Source organism: Thermococcus gammatolerans EJ3 (assembly GCF_000022365.1).
In the GTDB taxonomy this organism is placed as follows: Archaea; Methanobacteriota_B; Thermococci; order Thermococcales; family Thermococcaceae; genus Thermococcus; species Thermococcus gammatolerans.
This window is the reverse complement of record NC_012804.1, coordinates 637,429-654,797: the sequence shown is the minus strand read 5'-3', so window position 1 is coordinate 654,797 and position 17,369 is coordinate 637,429. Positions and strand designations below refer to the sequence as shown.

The following is a 17,369-nucleotide window of genomic DNA, read 5'->3' as shown; positions in this document are numbered from 1 at the left end:
GGAAACGCTGAAACTTTTCTGGTGGTACCATGCACGAGCTCTACACCGTTCTGGCCGAGTACTACGACGCGATTTATAGGAGAAGGGCCGAGCGGGTTTCTCGGGAGATAGACTTCGTGGAGAAATTATTTCAGAATGAAGCCGAACGAGAAGTGAGGAAAATCTTAGACCTCGCCTGCGGAACCGGGATTCCGACGCTCGAACTGGCAAGGCGCGGGTATCGGGTTATGGGCCTTGATCTCCACGAGGAGATGCTCGCCGTTGCAAGGCGGAAGGCCAAAACTCCACTTCAAGAGGCTCGTGCAGATAGTGAAGCCTGACGGGAGCGTTAGGGTCTTCATGGTGGACGACGAACTGAACATTTACACCGTAAGAGAGATGAGACTTCTGGCGGAAAAGCACTTCGGGAAGGTCCCAAATCTACGGGGACGGGCACGAGCTGAGGCCCAACGACCGGCGGTACTGGCTGGTGGCGGTGAAATAATGCAATTTTAAAAAGTAATCCTCTTTTGATTGCTTTTGCCTTGTTAAAACTTCCAATAGAAAAATTTTTAAGTTCTGGATTTATTGTCCGTGCGGGCAACTCTAAGGAGGTGCTCCGCCTGGGCTGGCGAAGGGTTCTCGCCCTGGCCCTCGTGTTGCTATTCCTTGGAATGACAGTTAGTGGTGCCAGTGCCACTGCCACCTTTGTTAACGCGACGGTTAACAATACAGTAGCGGTTCCCCCGGAGTTCGGTCCGGAGAAACAGCCTGGAGACGAGATTCGGCCGCAGTTCTGGTGGATTATAGGTCTCATAATACTTGACTTGGCCGTTCACTGGTTCCTTGAGCACTACATCTCTCCAGAAGTTGCGGCAGTCTACGATGCAGTCACGATGTTCATCGACCCTGAGAAGATTGCAGAGAAACTTGGAATCAAGGGAGCAGAACTCGGAATTAAAGTGATCAGCCGCAATAAAGTGCTAATCGGCCTGTTCAAGGACAACAAAGTTGTCAAGGAAATCACGTACGCCTCTAAAGAGGTGGCTGAATGGGTGGCGAACAAGCTCGGGAAGGGGTACATCTCAAAGATAGTCGAAAAATACGTGGTAAGGGACGGGGGATTGAAGAAGGGAGAAGACTTTGATGAGGTAGTCAAGGCAATGCAGGGACTTGAGAGTCTCGGCATTAGAAGTGTAATATTGCAGAAGATTATAATCGAGAAAGGCTGGGACGTTAAGAAGCTCGAAAGAGTCATCAATGACATAAAGGGTGTTCCCGGTGGAGACAGACTCTTCACAAAAATCAAGCGCGGGATTGGAGACGGTTTCTATAAGGGAAGGTTTGTACTGGACAGGGTAAACTTAGGTCGAGTTTATATTGAGTGCTTTGGTGGTATAAGGCCCGAGCAAATATTGACCCAGGCGAAGTATGCTAAGAGCAGGGGCGTCAGGAAAATCTACGTGTACTACTCAAGGGACGTCTTCAGTCCGGGACAGCACTATCGGGTCATGGAAGCTATACGAAATGCGAAGTCCCGGTTTGGAGTGGACGTTGAGCTGGTTCAGCTGACTTCGGAGTTTAATTAAACCTTTTCCCAAATATTTTTTGAACTGCCGGGGGTGGTCGTGTGGGGGATTGTAAGAGCATCGTTGCAGTGTTTGATAAGCCTTGGGAGGAAGTGTTGACGAGGCTTAAGGAGGAGTTCGGGTACCTTGAAGAAAAGAGATACGAGGGCGATGAGGGGAACAGGGAGCAGTTCAAGTTTTATGATACGAGGTGCTTTAGGCTAGTATCCACAGGATATGTTCACTTCGTCATGAGGACTGCCGAGGGGTTCGGACCCCACGAGTGCTTCATAGTAAACGTGTTTTCAAGGGGAAACTCAACAATAATCGACTTTGAATCCTGGACGAGCAGGTTTGATTTCATCCTGAGCTCCGAACTGATGAAGCTCCTCAAGAAACTGGCGAGAGTCGGAGCACTCATCATCTGTGGTTACATCTACGGGCATGAAAAGCTTAGGGATGTGTTCGGTGACTACAACCAATTCCTCCTGTACGAGCGGTTGGCCAAGATAGTGAAAGAGGGAAAGCTCGAAGTCCTCCCCTCGGACTTAACCGTCGTGAGGGGGGACATTCTTGGGCTGGAGGATGGTCTCTACGAGCTGGTCGGCGAGCCCGGCTTGTACGTTTTTGTCAGGGATCTGGGCGTGGAGGGATACAAAGTGCTCCTTATTGTTGGTGATGGACTGTTAGATGACGTCCTTTATAGGGAAGTGCTCGAGTATGAGAACTGGTTCAGCTTAAAAATCACTTGGGTGATTTTCAAGCGCATTGGCCAGAAGGTCGGGAACGAAGAACTGCTTAAGAGGGCAGAGGACTACTTTAAGGCACAGGTGGGAGAAGATGGGCGTTGATAACTATATTTACCTCATGTTTGATAAAAAGCCGGAGGAGGTTGAGGATTTCCTTGAAAAAGAGTTTGAAGTTGAGATTCGGGACGGTGAATGGGATGATCCTCGGATGGATTACCTCAGGGAAAAGGGCCTTTTGGGAGATGATTTTCAGCTCGTTGTCTCGGGTGAACTGCTCTTTGACCCTTCGCTGAGGACTACGGAGTGGGGGGTTATAATCAACGCGGACTTCTATGTTTACACGGTTAAGGGGTACACAATCCTCGAAATTCATCCAGTTTCGAGGAGCAGATGGCGGTTCGTCCTCAGTTCGGAAGTCATCAGGCTCTTAAAACAGTTCATGAAGGCAGAACCCCTCCTAATATGCGGCTACCGAGATGATACAGACCTGACGAAACTCGGCTTCGAGTACAACATGTCTTACCTGTTCATAAACTGGCTTCCCGAGGCAATTAAAACTGGAAAACTCGAAATCCTGCCCTCAGCCCTCACAGCAGTAAGGAAAGAACTCTTAAAACTGGACGAGGGCTTATATGAGGTTTCAATTCCCTGGCGCCCTAACGAGAAGGGATTCCTGTTCGTTGGGGAATTGGATGGCTATGCTGTTATCTTGTTCTTCGGGATTGTTGATTTCGAGGATCCGGAGGACATTCATGAGTCTCTGGAGGAACCATGGGAAATTGTGTGGGATTTAGTGATACCGGTCATGTTGCCCCTAACGAATATCAGGAAAGTGCAGAACGACAGGTGGCAAAGGATGGTGAGAGAAATATTCAACGGTCACACTACCGGAGATTACTCTCGGCTCAAACACGCGGGAGATTAACCCTGCACTCCAGGAGGGATGGCAATGGGAACCACATACTATACTCTCGCCGTGTTTGATAGGCCATGGAGAGATATGGGATATGCTTGAGAATCTCTCACGCGAGTTCAGGTACACTCGTGAACTCGCGTACCAGCGGAAGGAAAGAGAGGAGCACCTGAAGTTCATCTTCGACATGAGGGGCTTTAGACTGGTTGCAGTGGGAGAACTGCACTACGAGCTGAAAACCACCGAGGGAGACTCCTTTGACTGGCTTGAGGTTGAAACGTACTCGAAGGATGACATGACACTCCTCCAGATTGGAGCTTACACCGGCAGGTGGATGTTTGTCTTGAGTTCTGAAGTGATGAGGTTTCTTAGAAAGCTGATGAAGGCTGGGGCGGTTCTCATCTGCGGTTACACGGACGACCACGACCTCAGAAAGGTAGGTTTTGAAGAAGACAACCAGTTCCTCCTGTACGAATGGTTAGTCAAAACCGTTAAGCTCGGAAAGCTTGAGGTTCTTCCATCTGGCCTTACTGTAGTGAAGAAAGAACTCCTCGACATTGAGGACGGGCTCTATGAGTTACTTGAAAGGCCCGGGAGGGAAGAGAGGGAGTACGTGCTCGTTAAAAGTCTGGACAGCTACAAACTGCTCGTTTCAATTAGGGAGAGTGATTTAACCGACGAGGAGTGCTCTCGCGACCTCTTAGAGGACAAAGCATGGTTCAGTTTGAAACTTGTTGGACTTCCCTTTAAACTTATCGGCCGGAAGGTCGAGAACGAACCCCTACTCAAGAGGGCCGAAGAGTTCTTCCAGGCACAGGTGGGGGAAGATGGGCGTTGACCACCACGTTTATCGCTGGTCAGTGGAGTTGGAATGAATGCAAAACGTTAAATCTTCCGGCTAACTGATGGGGGAACCCTGTGGCCACGCCTGAAGTCGAGTGCAGGGAATACCCGCCTGGCTTCGTAATTGCTCAAAACGTCTTCCTGCTCCTTTACTTTGGGGCGGGATTTGTCGGCATGCAACCTCTCAGGCTCTCTGGGGTGCCAGTGCTCTCAGTTGTTTATGCGCTTTTCCTCGCGCTCATGCTGCTCGTTGTGCTCAGAAAGCACCTCTGCACCCACTGCTACTATGGAAAGCGCTGTGCGACGGGCTGGGGAAAGCTCTCCGCGCTGATGTTTGAGCGGGGCTCCAGAAGCTATGAGCTGAGAGTAAAGCTCGCTAAGGTAACCTGGGCGCTCGCCACGGCAGTACCGGTTCTCGGAATCTCAGCCGCGTACTTCCTCACTCCATCAAGGCATGAACTGGTGCCCCTCCTCTTGTTCCTCCTGCTGACACCGATTAACTTCGCTCTCCACCGGAGTGCCTGCGAAAAGTGCGGGATGAGGAGAAAGTGCCCGATGACCATGGCTCGCTGATGGACACCTCAAACTTTTTAAACCCCTATCCACTTCCATACCCTGGTGGTGCCTATCGTCCACCGTAACGCTGATTTTGACCTCTAGCAAAGCATTCCGCGCTTCTTGGTTAGTCCCCAAAAGAGCACCGCCAAGATTTTTAAAGCCCCCTTCTGAGGGTAGAACATCCTCTGAAAACCTAAAGGGTGATGTCCATGCTCCCGAAGAACTACGACCCGAACGAGATTGAGCCCAAGTGGCAGAAGTTCTGGCTCGATGAGAAAATCTACAAGTACGAGCTCGACGAGAAGAGGCCGAGCTACGCAATTGACACTCCGCCCCCGTTCACGAGCGGAACGCTCCACCTCGGTCACGTGCTCAGCCACACGTGGATCGACATCGTCGCGCGCTACAAGAGAATGACCGGCTACAACGTGCTCTTCCCGCAGGGCTTCGACAACCACGGGCTTCCAACGGAGCTCAAAGTGGAGAAGGAGTTCGGAATCAGCAAGGATGAACCGGAGAAGTTCCTCCAGAAGTGCGTTGAGTGGACCTGGCAGGCCATCGAAGCGATGCGCAACCAGTTCATCAGGATAGGCTATTCGGCAGACTGGGACCTTGAGTACCACACGATGGACGACTGGTATAAAGCGGCAGTTCAGAAGTCCCTCATCGAGTTCTACAAGAAGGGCCTCCTTTACCAGGCCGAGCACCCCGTTTACTGGTGCCCGCGCTGCAGGACGAGCCTTGCCAAGGCAGAGGTCGGCTACGTCGAGGAGGAAGGCTTCCTCTACTACATCAAGCTTCCCCTCGCTGACGGTTCCGGTTACGTGCCGATAGCCACCACGAGGCCCGAGCTTATGCCGGCCTGTGTGGCAGTTTTCGTCCACCCAGAGGACGAGCGCTACAAGGACGTCGTCGGCAAGAAGGTTAAACTGCCGATATTCGAGCGCGAGGTGCCCGTTTTAGCTGACGAGGACGTTGACCCAAGCTTTGGAACCGGAGCGGTCTACAACTGTACCTACGGTGACGAGCAGGACGTCGTCTGGCAGAAGCGCTACAACCTTCCCGTCATCATAGCCATCAACGAGGACGGCACCATGAACGAGAACGCCGGGCCTTACAAGGGTCTCAAGACTGAAGAGGCCAGAAAGAAGATTGCGGAAGACCTTGAGAAGATGGGTCTCCTCTACAAGAAGGAGAAGATAAGGCACCGTGTTCTCAGACACACCGAGAGGAGCTCCTGTATGGCCCCGATTGAGTTGCTCCCCAAGAAGCAGTGGTTCATCAAAGTGAAGGACTTCACGGACGAGATAGTCAAGGTCGCGAAGGAAATCAACTGGTATCCCGAGGACATGTTCCTCCGCCTAAAGGACTGGGCCGAGAGCATGGACTGGGACTGGGTCATAAGCAGGCAGAGGGTCTTCGGAACGCCAATTCCCTTCTGGGTCTGCGATAACGGTGAGGTAATTCTTCCCGACGAGAAAGACCTGCCCGTCGACCCGCGCTTTGACAAGCCTCCAAGGAAGTGCTCCGACGGAAGCGAGCCGAAGCCCGTCACAGATGTCCTTGACTGCTGGGTCGACTCGAGCATAACCCCGCTGATAATAACCAGGTGGCACGAGGCCATCAAGGGCGACGGGGAGGCCAAGCGCTGGTTCGAGCACAACTTCCCGACCGCGCTCAGGCCACAGGGAACCGACATCATAAGGACGTGGGCCTTCTACACGATATTCAGGACCTACATGCTCACCGGCCAGAAGCCCTGGAAGGACATCCTCATCAACGGAATGGTCGCCGGGCCCGATGGAAGGAAGATGAGCAAGAGCTACGGCAACGTCGTAGCGCCAGACGAGGTCATTCCGAAGTACGGCGCCGATGCCCTGAGGCTCTGGACTGCTTTAGCGCCGCCTGGAGAGGACCACCCGTTCAAGTGGGAGACGGTTGACTACAACTTCAGGTTTTTGCAGAAGGTCTGGAACATCTACCGCTTCGCCGAGAGACACTTAGAGGACTTCGACCCGGCCAAAGCTCCCGAGGAGCTCGAACCGCTCGACCGCTGGATTCTCAGCAGGCTCCACAGGCTCATCAAGTTCGCCACGGAGGAGATGGAGCGCTACCGCTTCAACCTGCTCACGCGCGAGCTGATAACCTTCGTCTGGCACGAGGTGGCAGATGATTACATCGAGATGATTAAGTACCGCCTCTACGGCGACGATGAGGAGAGCAAGCTCAAGGCTAAAGCGGCGCTCTACGAGCTCCTCTACAACGTGATGCTCCTGCTCGCTCCGTTCGTCCCGCACATCACCGAGGAGCTCTACCAGAACCTCTTCCGCGAGCGGATTGGCGCTAAAAGCGTCCACCTCCTCGACTGGCCGAAGTTCAGGGAGGACAGAATTGATGAAGAGGCCGAGAAGCTCGGCGAGCTTGCGAGGGAAATAGTAGGCGCAATAAGGCGCTACAAGAACTCTCACGGCCTCGCTCTCAACGCCAAGCTCAAGCACGTGGCCATCTATGCAACAGACTCCTATGAGGCCCTGAAGGCCATCGAGAAGGACATCGCGGGAACCATGAACATCGAGAGGCTTGAGGTCATCAGGGGCGAGCCTGAGCTCGAGGAGCGCATCACCGAGATAAAGCCCAACTTCAGGACAGTCGGTCCGCGCTACGGCAAGCTCGTTCCGAAGATTACCGCCTACCTCAAGGAGCACGCAGAGGAGGTAGCGAAGGCCCTCAAGGAGACCGGAAAGGTCGAGTTCGAGGTTGATGGAGAAAAGGTCGAGCTGAGCAAAGACGACGTCGTCATCAGGAAGGCCGTGTTCAGCGAGGGTGAAGAGGTCGAGACTGCCGTTGTTGAGGACGCGGTTATAGTGTTCTTCTGAGTTCCATTTTGGCTTTCTCTTTTCCAACTTCCTCTTAGAACAATTTTCCATCGTAATCCTTTTAAGATGTCAGACTTTTAATCCGGCCGGTGGTGCAATGGCAAAGTGGATGGTATACTACGTGGACGAAGCCCGCGCCCCCGAAGAGTGGGTTTCTCTCGCACAGGAGCTCGAATCCCTGAAGTTTAAACCGGTGCGGCTCCACACACCAGAGGACACGGCAGGTATTTTAGAAGGTCTTTGCGAAGAGTACGGGAGCGCAGTCGTTGTGAAGTTGCTCGGTGATTTCTACGCGATCCCAAATACAGGTATTATCATGATGTCTAAAGAACCCAAAAGAGGGGACTCTGATGACACAGAGCTCACCACCGTGAAAGACCTCGTCGTTGAAAGGCTGAAAGCAAGGGACACTGATATTCTGATAACAGGCAAGAAGGGGTTTGAGAACTTCGCCAGAGACCTGTGGAAGGGCGAGATCAAACTCCCCGAGCCGTGGTGGAAAAATAGGCTGAAGGTACTTGCCCTGACGCTAATTCTGGCAACCCCGGTAATTTACTTCAATGTTGAGCTTCCTAAGCTGTCAGTAGCCCAGAGATTTGCACTCAGGCTCGCATTGTTAGTAATTCTACTGATTGCCGGCATCAGGAGGGGGTACCTAAAATGACCCCCTATTTTCCGATACTTGTCCCTGTGAGCTTCAGCAGTTGTAGCAGAGCATCGCGGCCTTTTTGAGCAAAATCACGCGGTAGAGCTTACTCTTTATTATCCTCGCGTTCGAAATCTTGTTTAGGTGATGAATCCTCTTTCTATCGAGCGCGACCAAGTCCAGCTCCCTGAGAACTTTAACAAAGTCTTCCCAGCGTATTTTGAGCCACTTTGAGTACTCGTCGAACAGCTCCTTTTCGACAACGCGGTAGGTCTTCCCGTCCACCATGTAGCGGGTTGCCCTCTTCGGAAGCTCCTTCCTCAGGCGCCAGCGTGCGTGAAGCGGTTCCTGGAACTCGTAAACGGCCTCGTCCATTGACTTGCCCTCAACGAGCATCTTGAGGATTATTCCAAGGATTCTGTTTATTCTATCAGGAACGCCCGCAACGTCGCCCCTGAGGACTATCTTCCTTCGCCTAACCTTTATTCCGGCCCTTTCAAGCTCCTCGCCAATTTTGGGGGTCAGCTTTTTATCGTGGCCTGTGTCAACGATTCCGCCAATTATAAAGGCCCTGACCTCAAAGTCCTTCTCGCTCAGAACCTTGTCCGCCCAAGGGTCGAGGAGAACTACCTCGTCTATTCCCTTCTCCTTCAAAAACTCGGCCGTTGGACCATCATAGACTGTAATCCTGTCAAGGGGACCGTGGAACATCCCTCGGAACTCCTCGTTCGCCCACGTTACCGCCAGCTCTCGCCCCGTGAAGTAGTCGCGCAGAAGGCCGTAGCTCTGGTTAATCTGGAGGCAGACCTTGCCCTTTTCCTTCTGGGTGTGTTTATCCCAGAGCTGGAGGTCGATTATGAAGTAGGGCCACTCCGGAAGTTTTGAGCGGAGCTCCTCGGGGGAGAGAACCATCTCGAACTTATCCGCCATGCAGAGGGGTGCGTAGGCATAGTAAGAGCCCTCGACGCGATTCCCGTTCAGGTCCCACGCGACTGCCGTCTTCTCGGGGACGCGGAAGATTGCGCCCTTGCCGTGAACTATCTCAATCGCAATGTCCTGGAGCTTGTTTCTGGATTTCCTAAAACGCTTCGAGAGCGTTCCGATGCTCTCTATGCCCTTCTCCCTCAATGCATCCCTGAAAACGTCCGCGAGGGTCTTCATGGCCATCGGGCGGGGGAAGCGGGTAGGGGGTTAAAAGGTTTTTTGTGGGGTGTTTATGAGTTATTTATGCACAAATATAACATTGGTAAATGTCACAAAACTTTGATTTTAATTAGTTGGAGGATTTAGCCGACATCTCCTTTTTCTACGCATTCACCCTCTAAGCAAAATGTACTGAAATTTATTGTCATTTCGCCAGAGCTGGAGGGGGCAAGGTATATTTAGGGGTGACACTTGAAAAAAGATTGAAAAATCTGACGGAGGTGAGACAAAACGAAAGAACTACGAATCCTATATATCGAAGTTGGTGTATCCCCCATTAAAAGCTTGGTGTTGTACATATTTATATCTTTTTTGGCAGCTCTATTGGCTGCCCTTCATTGAGTTTTTAATTTTTTCAGTTAACATTTTTCAGTTAACCCAAGTGTTTCTTAACTTGAAAATGAATTCTCACAATCACAACACGAGGCTACTCTTACCGCTTTAGAACAGGATTCTGGTGCCCCGGCCGGGATTTGAACCCGGGGCGCGGGCTCGAAAGGCCCGCATGTTTGACCGGGCTACACCACCGGGGCTCGATATTAGGGAAGGGTGAGCATTTAAAAATCTTTCGTTGCAGGGGCGAGATAACCCACCATAATGAAATTTGAACCTAGTAAACGTCTCAAAATTGCCAGATGAAAGTGCAATTCTTCCGGAGAAATCCAAAGGCTATAAACTGATCTGGCGGGCCGGGCGGGATTCGAACCCGCGGCCACGGGGTTAAAAGCCCCGCGCTCTAACCAGGCTGAGCTACCGGCCCACCCGCGACTGATACCTCTGGAGCTTTTATAAGTTTTGCCCCTTCACTTGAACACTCTAACGTCTACAACAACGTGCCACACGCCCGGGGCATAGCGTTTGATGACCAGTTCGTTCAACTTCTCTACTTCGACTCCATATTCACGAGCAATCTCCCTAAATGTCCTAAATGGCTCCTCTGGCATGAGTCTCTCCGGGACGGTGTTGTGGTAGTGGATCACCGCCCCATCCTTGGCTATGCTCAGAGCTTTGGGAATGAACTCGTGGGTTCTTACAACGTACCCCATAATTACCCTGTCGGCCACGTTTTCTGCAGGGAATTCCCTGTTGTCTATGTTGTAAGCGGTCATTCGGTCCCAAACGCCGTTGAGCTCTATGTTTTCCACTAGAAACTTGAAGGTGTACGGGCTTTTCTCTATCGCGATGACCCTGGCACCGCCGTGAACGGCCATTGGAAGGCTTAAGTGCCCTATACCCGCGAACATATCTACAACCATTTCTCCCGGCCGGGCAACCTTCGCCATTCTGACCCTTTCTTTAACGTTCGCCGGGGAGAACATTATCCTCGCCACATCAAGCTTGTATTTGATGCCGTTTTCCACGTGAACGGTTACCGTATCGCTTCCGTAGAGAACTTCATAGTTCGTCTCCCTGAACTCCCCCGAGATCCGCCCCTTCCTGAGAACGGTTTTAACCCCAAGAACTTCGGCGTAGACTTCGGCTATTCTGTGTTTGTAGGGTTCAAGCTCCTCCCTGAGGGGAAGAATGAGAACGTCCCCTATCCTGACCCAGTGCTTTGGCAGGAGGTTCACCAGCTCGGCGGGAAGCTCCCTGCCCAGTATTTCACGTATCCTTGGCTTTATTACCTGTGTCCCTCTCCTCATCGAGTTTAACATTCTCATGCCCGTTATTATGTTTTCTGTCGCTTCGTCAAAAAGCGATGAGAAAGCCTTAAAAAGGAAAAGGCCGGAGTTAGAATGAGAACGTATCGACCGGAGGTCGATGAGAAATATGGATGAAGACCCCTCAGGTAGTAGTTGGTTTTCGAGACTGTTTGGTGGAAAGAAAGAGTTCCTTCTTGAGCAGGATCTCAGCAGCAGGGCGTACGAGGAATACCGCAGGCTTCTCATGAAGGCGAGGCCCGAGGTCAAGGGGAAAGAACTGCGCCTTAAACTCCCCAGCGGGGAGGTGTTCCTCTCGGAAGGAAAGCTGAGGATACGGGCCCGTGATCAAAAAACCGCTGAAAAGATCCTGAGGAACCTCCACCACTACGAGCAGCCGCCAAGTCTCTGGCCGGCTTATGGGCTCAGTTACTCCCTGAAAAGACACGGTAGACCAAGGGTTCGAACTTAAGCGGGTTAAGGTTTTAAAATACTCCCCCCATTCCTATTTTGGATGACGACCCTTGCCCAGTCTGAGCTGTGATGACGTCGGTATTAGCTGACAGCGGGCGGGGAGGTTGCGGGCCGATGAACCGCCCGACGGAGGGAAGAAGATGAACGGGGAGTTCATTGAGTTCTACGCAAGCGAAGCACTGAGCTGTCCGAGGCGCATTTACTTTCGTTTGATGGGCTATCCAGAGAGGTGGCCCGAGAACGTGAAGGTCAGGCTTACTCAGGGCATAAACACTCACGGTGTCTTAGGAGAGATACTGAACAAGAGATTCGGCTTTGAGCTGGAAAAACACCTCGTTTTGAGATCGAGAAAGCTGGGATTTGAGATCCACGGCAGAATAGACGCCTTTCGAGAGTTCCCTATTGAGATTAAGGGTAAAACAAGCCTCCCTAGGGTTCCCTACGAGTCTCACCTCGCCCAGCTCAACGTGTACCTTAGATGGGCGGAGGCTGAATACGGGTACCTCTACTATGTCAAGCTCCACGAGAGACCTTTAACTGTGATAAGCAAGCTTGATTTCTCCAATTTTCCCGTTATCAAGGGGCCCAACTTCAGGGCCTTCGAAATACCGTACGATGAAAAACTCTTTAAGGAGACCTTGCGCCACTTCTACAACGTCAAAAAAGCTTACGAACGGGGCAAACCACCAAAGGGGGAGTATTCGTACCTGTGCAGGTTCTGTCCCTACAGGTATCTATGTTACCCTGAGGGAAACGGGTTTGAGAGGGATTGAACCCGCCCATATTTTTGGGTTCCGAGTTATCTCCTACCGGAGGGCAAAGCTTATAAAAGACATCCCTCTCTATGAGTTCGAGGGCCCGTAGCCTAGCAGGATAGGGCGCCGGCCTTCTAAGCCGGAGGTCGCGGGTTCGAATCCCGCCGGGCCCGCCATTCTCGAAATAATCACTTCCATGCGCCTCACCTTTTCTAAATGCTCTTTAAGAAGCTTATTTGCGAGGGCCGAGAGATTAAAGCCCTCTTCTTTGAGACCGCCGACCACTTCTGCATCAAGGTACAAATGAACGCGCGTCTTTCGCTTCTTTTCGACCAAATCTCTGTTGAGAGCCCTGCCATATGACGGCCCACTATGGCCCACTTTGGCCCACCCGTGGGACAATGGCCGGAGGTGAATATTAAGACTACGGTCATGAGAATCACCTCAGCCAATCGAGTAAGGCATAGCGGAGGGCTATTGCAGAAATGTGGAACTTGTCGAGGTCGTTATCTTCAACATACTCCTCAATCGCAGCCTCAAGGTTCTCCCCAAAGTCCTTGAAGGCCTCAGCGATCGTCCTGCCACAACCAACCTCATAACCTGCTAAATCCTCCACGCACCAGACTCCGTCTTCTTTGTAAATCTTGAGTCTGATCATATTTCTCCAGCCCTCCATAAGTTGTAGAATTTGGCCAGTGTATTCAGCCGCTCCACGAAATCCCACGACAGATTCAGCCTGTTGGAAGTTCTGGACACAATCCCAAGTTTTATGAGTGTCTTCTTGACTATTGCCCAATCGTTCCTCAGCTTTGCGGCCGGATAACCCCTCTCGCGGAGCTCCTTCTCAATGAGCTTGTTTATCTTGGTCTTACTGATTTCCCCGTTATCGAACTTGTTGAGGAGCTCGTGATACTGCTCAAGCAAGTCCTGCTCGCCGAGGTACTCAAGAATGACTTCAAGCCAGTCCTCAGAGTAGGTTTCCCTCTTCTGCCTCAGCCGCTCGAGGAGGGCTTCGGCTATGCCTATTCTATGCTCATCGTCATCAAAGATTAGCTCAAGGAAGTTGTAGAGGCCTTTGAGTTTAAACTCGTTTTCTGGCAGGGCGATTTTGGGCTTCATTTATCCTCTCCTCCTGTAGGCGTTGAATTTTTGAGTCGTTCACACCAGAGCCCGCCATCATAACCCCCGTCAAAATAGATGCAGTGATATATGCCGTAGGAGTCGTTATATGTGAATGAGAAAACTGTACTTAGGCCTCCCGCGGAGACGTTAGCTTCTTTGATTATGTTTATCTGTGGAGTGTCTTTGTTTGGTGTATTACCTGTGTGCGATAGTAGGAAAGTACTGAACAATACTATCACAAGTATAGTTACAAATTCAAGCCAGTCTCTTCTCATAGTTCACGCCACCTCGTTCACGGTTTTTGTGAATGTGGTCAGGCTTGTGAGGGTGTTTGATGTGGTATCTTGCCCACCCATAAATGAAGGCCCGTATTCACAAAAAATGTGAGCTAGAGACCAGCCAGCACTCAGCGAAACCAAAACCCCACTCACAAAATCCGTGAGCACGTTAACATTCATACGAAAGTTAACGGTCATATTCTCCCCTCCTTCCAGATTTCGAGTATCTTCCTCTTCAGTTCAAAGAACCGCTCTGGCGAGAGGGCTCCCTCAATCTCATTGAAAACCACCTCTCCGAACTCCGAAAGCCTGACCATACTCCTCTTGTACTCGAAGGCCTCGCTGAGGTAGAGCGGGTTCGTGACGATGTCAAGGACGTTCTCATAGCACTCCCTCTCAGTCAAGTCTATCGAGCGCCTGACTCTCAAGTCCCTCCTCACGAGCTCGCAGAGCAACTTCGCCAGCTTTCTCCGTGAAACCCATTTGTCGAGGACGCCGAGGGCAAGGATGGCATACAGCTCTGCACAAAGGAACCACTCGTTTCCGTCCGCGCGGGCTTCCTCAATTGCCTCGGGAAGAAACACCGGGCTCACCGAAGCCTCACTCACGGCCATCACGCCCCTCGATTCTTGAGGCATGCCCATGCAAGCATGTAAGCCGCGGAAAGCCACAAAGTCATCCACGACAAAAGCCTAAACGCCATATTCTCCCACGCAAGCAACACTGCCCCATTGAGCCGATCCAGCAACGGGTACTCTCTGATCATTCCTCCTGTTACCGCTAGCATCAAGCGATAGGTGTCTGCAATCATGATGCCCAAGGTTATCCAAGCCATTAGCAGGATAACACCCACCGCCTTGAACCACTTATCACTCACACCCATCACACTCCTTGAGAAGTCGTTTTATTGCTTCAAGTTCCCTCTTTGTTGAGGCTATCTCCTCATCTAGCCCTTCAACGAACTTAAGTTTCTCAATGAGATCTCTCGGATAGCGGTCAGCATCAAAGCCATACTTTTTCTCTTCTTCGAGCACCTCCTTAACAAATGACTCATTCACCTCGATCCACTCCTCGAGGGCTTTTTTCTGAAGCCGCAGCAGTTCCTTAATTCTTTCCTCATCAAAGAATCTGTTGAGTGGATCCTCTGCAATTGAAATTGTCGTTCCATCATCACACACAACTTTCAATCTGCCCAAAATCTTCGCCACGCCCCGTCACCTCCTCCACAGCAAGAACCTGAGCGTTTCCGGCAGTTCCTGAGCTGGAACACGAATCACATCATCCAAATCCACGAAAGCGTAGTAATCATGCGCGTGCCCCTCACCGTACCACCTGAAGTCTGCGTAAGTGTTCCTGATATTCCAAACCAAGAACTCCCTGCCGAGGTTAACAAGATAGTAGAAATCCATACCTGCCTTCTCCGCAAACCACTTGTGCCCCTCGTACTGCTTCCCATTCACCTTGACCTTCCCGTTCACGATTGCCGAGCGCGGGTTCATGTTTTTGAGTTCAAAACCGGTGAAACGGAAGCCTCTAACGCCGTTTCTCCTGAGATACTGCACGATGAGGCTGTCAATGTCGGTAACGTACATGTGCACGTCCAGGCCCTTTCTGGCCTTCTGGAGGGCCCTCGAAAAGGCCACGCGGTTCTCAGCGTCCCGCATGAGGCGCTTGAAGTAAGTAAAGGCATCGTCAATGCTAAGGGCATCCTGATAGACAAAAGCCGTACGGGAGGCCATCAGGCCCGCACCTCCTTCGGGGTGATGACGATCTCCTCAACCTCAAGCTGTTCTTCCATCTCCCTCGTCCTGTCAACGAGAATCGCTCTCGCCTTCTTGTCCCACCTAGCATGTGAGAGATTGTTCAGGCCCGCCAAAATTTCCCTGTAACGGTCGTAGGGCACCTTCTTCCTGAGCTTCACCTTGTAGACTTCAGAGTCTATAACGACCCTGGTCGGGATCTCCAGGCTTTCGAGGTAGCTCACGAGGTCCTTTAGCTCAAGGGCAACTTCGTGCCCCTCCGGAACCTCATCGTTCTCGATCAGGATTTGCACCTTCTGAGCCTCCCACTCGGCCCGAGCATACTCGAGCTTGACAGCGAGTTCTTCAGAAAGAGAAACAAAGCGAGTCATGCCCACACCCCCTGGCGAGTGTTGGCCTGAAGGACTTCTTCGAGCGTGAAGACCTTAGCGTCGCTGAACTGCTTTGACTGCTCGATGAGAAGCGTGAGAGCGTCGATTGTTTCTTGTAGCTTTTCCTTCTCGACGACAAGCTTTGCCAGCTCGGCATCGTTCGCGCTTCTAAGGCCAATGACAGCGTTTTTCTCATTCTCAATGACATCTAAAGCCGCAACCCTGCTGAGGTCAACCAAGCGCTTCCACTTTGAGAAGTTTGGAGCTCTTGCTTCGAGCCACGTCATGAGCGACCCTCCTTCCTTCTGTAGTATTCCCTGAGCTTGATTTCGCGATAGAGGTCGTTCTCGGCGGGGTCGAGGTAAACTCCGCGCGCCGCCCACTCATCTTCCTTCCCATAGCTGTCTCTAACCTCCTCCCAAATCTCGAGAATCGACTTCTTCCTCATGCCCTCACCTCCCTCCTCTGTATGGCCTTCAGAACGTCCTCGAGGGCATCAGCGTAGCCAGTCCAGTACTCCGCGCCGTTCTCCCCGCGAATCTTGAGAGAGAACGCTGCCTCCCGAGCCTCTGTGATTTCGCGCTCAAGCCAGTCAATCAAGGTGGGCGGTTCCTCCCTATCACGTAGCACTTCATCCAACTTCGCCTTCTCCTGCGCAACCCAACTCCAGAAATCCGCAACCTCACTCATGCTTTCACCTCCACCTTCTTTTCCTGAAGCTTCAAGAGAAACGGGCCGAACAGGGCCCGATAATCCGCGTTAGAACCGACAACCTCCGCCACAACATCGAAACCATACTCCCGCACAAGCCGACGAAGCCCATTGTTGCCAACACTCTTCAAGAACTGCTCTGCCTTCTCCTTCGTCCGCCAGTTGGACGCCCACTGCTCATACTGCTTTAGCCAAGCCTTGAGGCTCTTCTCAATCTCAGCCCTCGAAACCTTCACGGCAGGCCGACCTTTCTTGGCAGGTTTTGGAGCTTCGACCCTCAAACTCTTGGCCGCCTTGAGCGTGTCCTCACGGACGATTTTCGCAAAGCGGACGTTCACGCCGTTCTCGCGGTAGAGGACAATGCCCTCAAGCTCCTTGATGCCTTGCAGAGGCTTGATGACTTCGGGAATCTTGCCGTTCTCGTCAATCGTGATGAAGAAGCGCTGCATGACTGCGACCTGTTCTTGGGGGTCGAGGATTCCGAGGTCCCGCATGAGGTCGTTCCACGTGAGGCCCTCCTCAACTGCTTTGGGAATGGCGAGGAGAATCTTAGACCACTTGGAAGAGAGTTTGGGCTTGTTCTTTTCGCAAGCCTCGGCACGGAAGCGCCACTTCTCAAGCTCATCCTGAAGGCGCTCGACGAGCTTTTCAAGCTCTTCGATACAGCGGTCTTTTTCTTCGAGAAGCCTGTCTTTCTCCGCAAGCTGTCTCATTAGAATAGCCTTTTCGGCACTTTTAGACCTCAGGAGCATGCCAACATAGACGCCTACGGGAAGTGTGCCCTTCTGCTCGTAAAGTCTCTCTTTATCCTCTTTTTCCATCCAGAATGCTGTGTAAACAGGCTCATCAAATACTGGTGGCCTTCCAGGCCCACTGCGATTTCTGCGTTTTCTGCCCTTCTGTGTCATCGCTCTCACCAAGAA

23 protein-coding genes, 3 tRNA genes and 1 pseudogene are annotated in these 17,369 nt (G+C 51.8%); 11 read left to right on the top strand and 16 right to left on the bottom strand.

Annotated features, from left to right (window positions below):
* The first annotated feature begins 29 nt into the window (after positions 1-29).
* From TGAM_RS03545 to TGAM_RS03510, 8 genes and pseudogenes are all read left to right on the top strand, one after another.
* Positions 30-484 (top strand): annotated as a pseudogene (locus tag TGAM_RS03545) (class I SAM-dependent methyltransferase).
* A gap of 109 nt (positions 485-593) precedes the next feature.
* Entirely contained in the window at positions 594-1,568 is a 975-nt protein-coding gene (locus tag TGAM_RS03540) for a hypothetical protein (RefSeq protein ID WP_148206258.1), read from the top strand.
* 41 nt (positions 1,569-1,609) lie between these two features.
* On the top strand, positions 1,610-2,398 hold the full coding sequence (locus TGAM_RS03535) for a hypothetical protein (protein ID WP_015858306.1): 789 nt from the start codon (positions 1,610-1,612) through the stop codon (positions 2,396-2,398).
* Positions 2,388-3,221 carry a hypothetical protein gene (locus tag TGAM_RS03530; protein ID WP_148206257.1) on the top strand — a complete coding sequence of 278 codons (834 nt, stop codon included), beginning with the start codon at positions 2,388-2,390 and terminating at the stop codon, positions 3,219-3,221. Before TGAM_RS03535 ends, TGAM_RS03530 begins: the two co-directional genes overlap by 11 nt.
* A gap of 82 nt (positions 3,222-3,303) precedes the next feature.
* Complete coding sequence (locus TGAM_RS03525; protein ID WP_148206256.1) at positions 3,304-4,047, top strand: hypothetical protein; 744 nt, start codon at positions 3,304-3,306, stop codon at positions 4,045-4,047.
* Between the two features lie 80 nt (positions 4,048-4,127).
* Positions 4,128-4,625: a hypothetical protein gene (locus tag TGAM_RS03520; protein ID WP_015858303.1), complete on the top strand. Its 498-nt coding sequence runs from the start codon at positions 4,128-4,130 to the stop codon at positions 4,623-4,625.
* A 194-nt stretch (positions 4,626-4,819) separates the two neighbouring features.
* Positions 4,820-7,486, top strand: a complete 2,667-nt coding sequence (locus tag TGAM_RS03515; protein WP_015858302.1) for a valine--tRNA ligase — start codon at positions 4,820-4,822, stop codon at positions 7,484-7,486.
* 97 nt (positions 7,487-7,583) lie between these two features.
* Positions 7,584-8,150 carry a hypothetical protein gene (locus TGAM_RS03510; protein WP_015858301.1) on the top strand — a complete coding sequence of 189 codons (567 nt, stop codon included), beginning with the start codon at positions 7,584-7,586 and terminating at the stop codon, positions 8,148-8,150.
* A gap of 33 nt (positions 8,151-8,183) precedes the next feature.
* Here TGAM_RS03510 and trm10 read toward each other — a convergent pair whose 3' ends face one another.
* From trm10 to taw2, 4 genes are all read right to left on the bottom strand, one after another.
* Positions 8,184-9,293, bottom strand: coding sequence for a tRNA (guanine(9)-/adenine(9)-N1)-methyltransferase (trm10, locus tag TGAM_RS03505; RefSeq protein WP_015858300.1), 1,110 nt, complete (start codon positions 9,291-9,293; stop codon positions 8,184-8,186).
* A 497-nt stretch (positions 9,294-9,790) separates the two neighbouring features.
* Positions 9,791-9,868: transfer RNA gene (locus tag TGAM_RS03500), tRNA-Glu, on the bottom strand.
* 149 nt (positions 9,869-10,017) lie between these two features.
* Positions 10,018-10,095: transfer RNA gene (locus TGAM_RS03495), tRNA-Lys, on the bottom strand.
* 43 nt (positions 10,096-10,138) lie between these two features.
* The gene (gene taw2 / locus TGAM_RS03490; protein ID WP_048811396.1) at positions 10,139-10,978 is read right to left on the bottom strand and encodes a tRNA(Phe) (4-demethylwyosine(37)-C(7)) aminocarboxypropyltransferase Taw2; all 840 of its coding nucleotides are present in this window, start codon (positions 10,976-10,978) and stop codon (positions 10,139-10,141) included.
* Positions 10,979-11,105: 127 nt separating this feature from the next.
* Here taw2 and TGAM_RS03485 point away from each other — a divergent pair, with 127 nt between their 5' ends.
* The 3 genes from TGAM_RS03485 (at position 11,106) to TGAM_RS03475 (ending at position 12,380) form a co-directional block, all read left to right on the top strand.
* Positions 11,106-11,447: a hypothetical protein gene (locus TGAM_RS03485; protein WP_015858298.1), complete on the top strand. Its 342-nt coding sequence runs from the start codon at positions 11,106-11,108 to the stop codon at positions 11,445-11,447.
* Positions 11,448-11,589: 142 nt separating this feature from the next.
* On the top strand, positions 11,590-12,222 hold the full coding sequence (gene cas4, locus TGAM_RS03480; RefSeq protein ID WP_048811090.1) for a CRISPR-associated protein Cas4: 633 nt from the start codon (positions 11,590-11,592) through the stop codon (positions 12,220-12,222).
* Between the two features lie 81 nt (positions 12,223-12,303).
* A tRNA-Arg gene (locus tag TGAM_RS03475) sits at positions 12,304-12,380 on the top strand.
* A gap of 263 nt (positions 12,381-12,643) precedes the next feature.
* Here TGAM_RS03475 and TGAM_RS03465 read toward each other — a convergent pair.
* The 12 genes from TGAM_RS03465 to TGAM_RS03415 all read right to left on the bottom strand — a co-directional run bounded on the left by TGAM_RS03465 (position 12,644) and on the right by TGAM_RS03415 (position 17,363).
* Positions 12,644-12,862, bottom strand: a complete 219-nt coding sequence (locus TGAM_RS03465) for a hypothetical protein (protein ID WP_048811088.1) — start codon at positions 12,860-12,862, stop codon at positions 12,644-12,646.
* Positions 12,859-13,323, bottom strand: a complete 465-nt coding sequence (locus tag TGAM_RS03460; RefSeq protein ID WP_015858295.1) for a hypothetical protein — start codon at positions 13,321-13,323, stop codon at positions 12,859-12,861. The genes TGAM_RS03465 and TGAM_RS03460 overlap by 4 nt, the downstream gene beginning before the upstream one ends.
* The gene (locus TGAM_RS11110; RefSeq protein ID WP_148206255.1) at positions 13,320-13,601 is read right to left on the bottom strand and encodes a hypothetical protein; all 282 of its coding nucleotides are present in this window, start codon (positions 13,599-13,601) and stop codon (positions 13,320-13,322) included. Before TGAM_RS11110 ends, TGAM_RS03460 begins: the two co-directional genes overlap by 4 nt.
* 197 nt (positions 13,602-13,798) lie before the next feature.
* On the bottom strand, positions 13,799-14,218 hold the full coding sequence (locus tag TGAM_RS03450; protein WP_048811086.1) for a hypothetical protein: 420 nt from the start codon (positions 14,216-14,218) through the stop codon (positions 13,799-13,801).
* Positions 14,218-14,487 (bottom strand): hypothetical protein, encoded by a 270-nt coding sequence (locus TGAM_RS03445; protein ID WP_148206254.1) that lies wholly within the window; start codon positions 14,485-14,487, stop codon positions 14,218-14,220. The genes TGAM_RS03450 and TGAM_RS03445 overlap by 1 nt, the downstream gene beginning before the upstream one ends.
* The gene (locus TGAM_RS03440; protein WP_015858293.1) at positions 14,474-14,812 is read right to left on the bottom strand and encodes a hypothetical protein; all 339 of its coding nucleotides are present in this window, start codon (positions 14,810-14,812) and stop codon (positions 14,474-14,476) included. The genes TGAM_RS03445 and TGAM_RS03440 overlap by 14 nt, the downstream gene beginning before the upstream one ends.
* 6 nt (positions 14,813-14,818) lie before the next feature.
* Positions 14,819-15,343, bottom strand: coding sequence for a hypothetical protein (locus TGAM_RS03435; RefSeq protein ID WP_015858292.1), 525 nt, complete (start codon positions 15,341-15,343; stop codon positions 14,819-14,821).
* Positions 15,343-15,735 carry a hypothetical protein gene (locus TGAM_RS03430; protein WP_048811084.1) on the bottom strand — a complete coding sequence of 131 codons (393 nt, stop codon included), beginning with the start codon at positions 15,733-15,735 and terminating at the stop codon, positions 15,343-15,345. Before TGAM_RS03430 ends, TGAM_RS03435 begins: the two co-directional genes overlap by 1 nt.
* Entirely contained in the window at positions 15,732-16,022 is a 291-nt protein-coding gene (locus TGAM_RS03425) for a hypothetical protein (RefSeq protein WP_048811083.1), read from the bottom strand. Before TGAM_RS03425 ends, TGAM_RS03430 begins: the two co-directional genes overlap by 4 nt.
* Positions 16,019-16,183, bottom strand: a complete 165-nt coding sequence (locus TGAM_RS11235) for a hypothetical protein (protein WP_169302024.1) — start codon at positions 16,181-16,183, stop codon at positions 16,019-16,021. Before TGAM_RS11235 ends, TGAM_RS03425 begins: the two co-directional genes overlap by 4 nt.
* Entirely contained in the window at positions 16,180-16,425 is a 246-nt protein-coding gene (locus TGAM_RS03420; RefSeq protein WP_015858289.1) for a hypothetical protein, read from the bottom strand. Before TGAM_RS03420 ends, TGAM_RS11235 begins: the two co-directional genes overlap by 4 nt.
* Entirely contained in the window at positions 16,422-17,363 is a 942-nt protein-coding gene (locus TGAM_RS03415; protein ID WP_148206253.1) for a hypothetical protein, read from the bottom strand. The genes TGAM_RS03420 and TGAM_RS03415 overlap by 4 nt, the downstream gene beginning before the upstream one ends.
* Positions 17,364-17,369 lie beyond the last annotated feature (6 nt).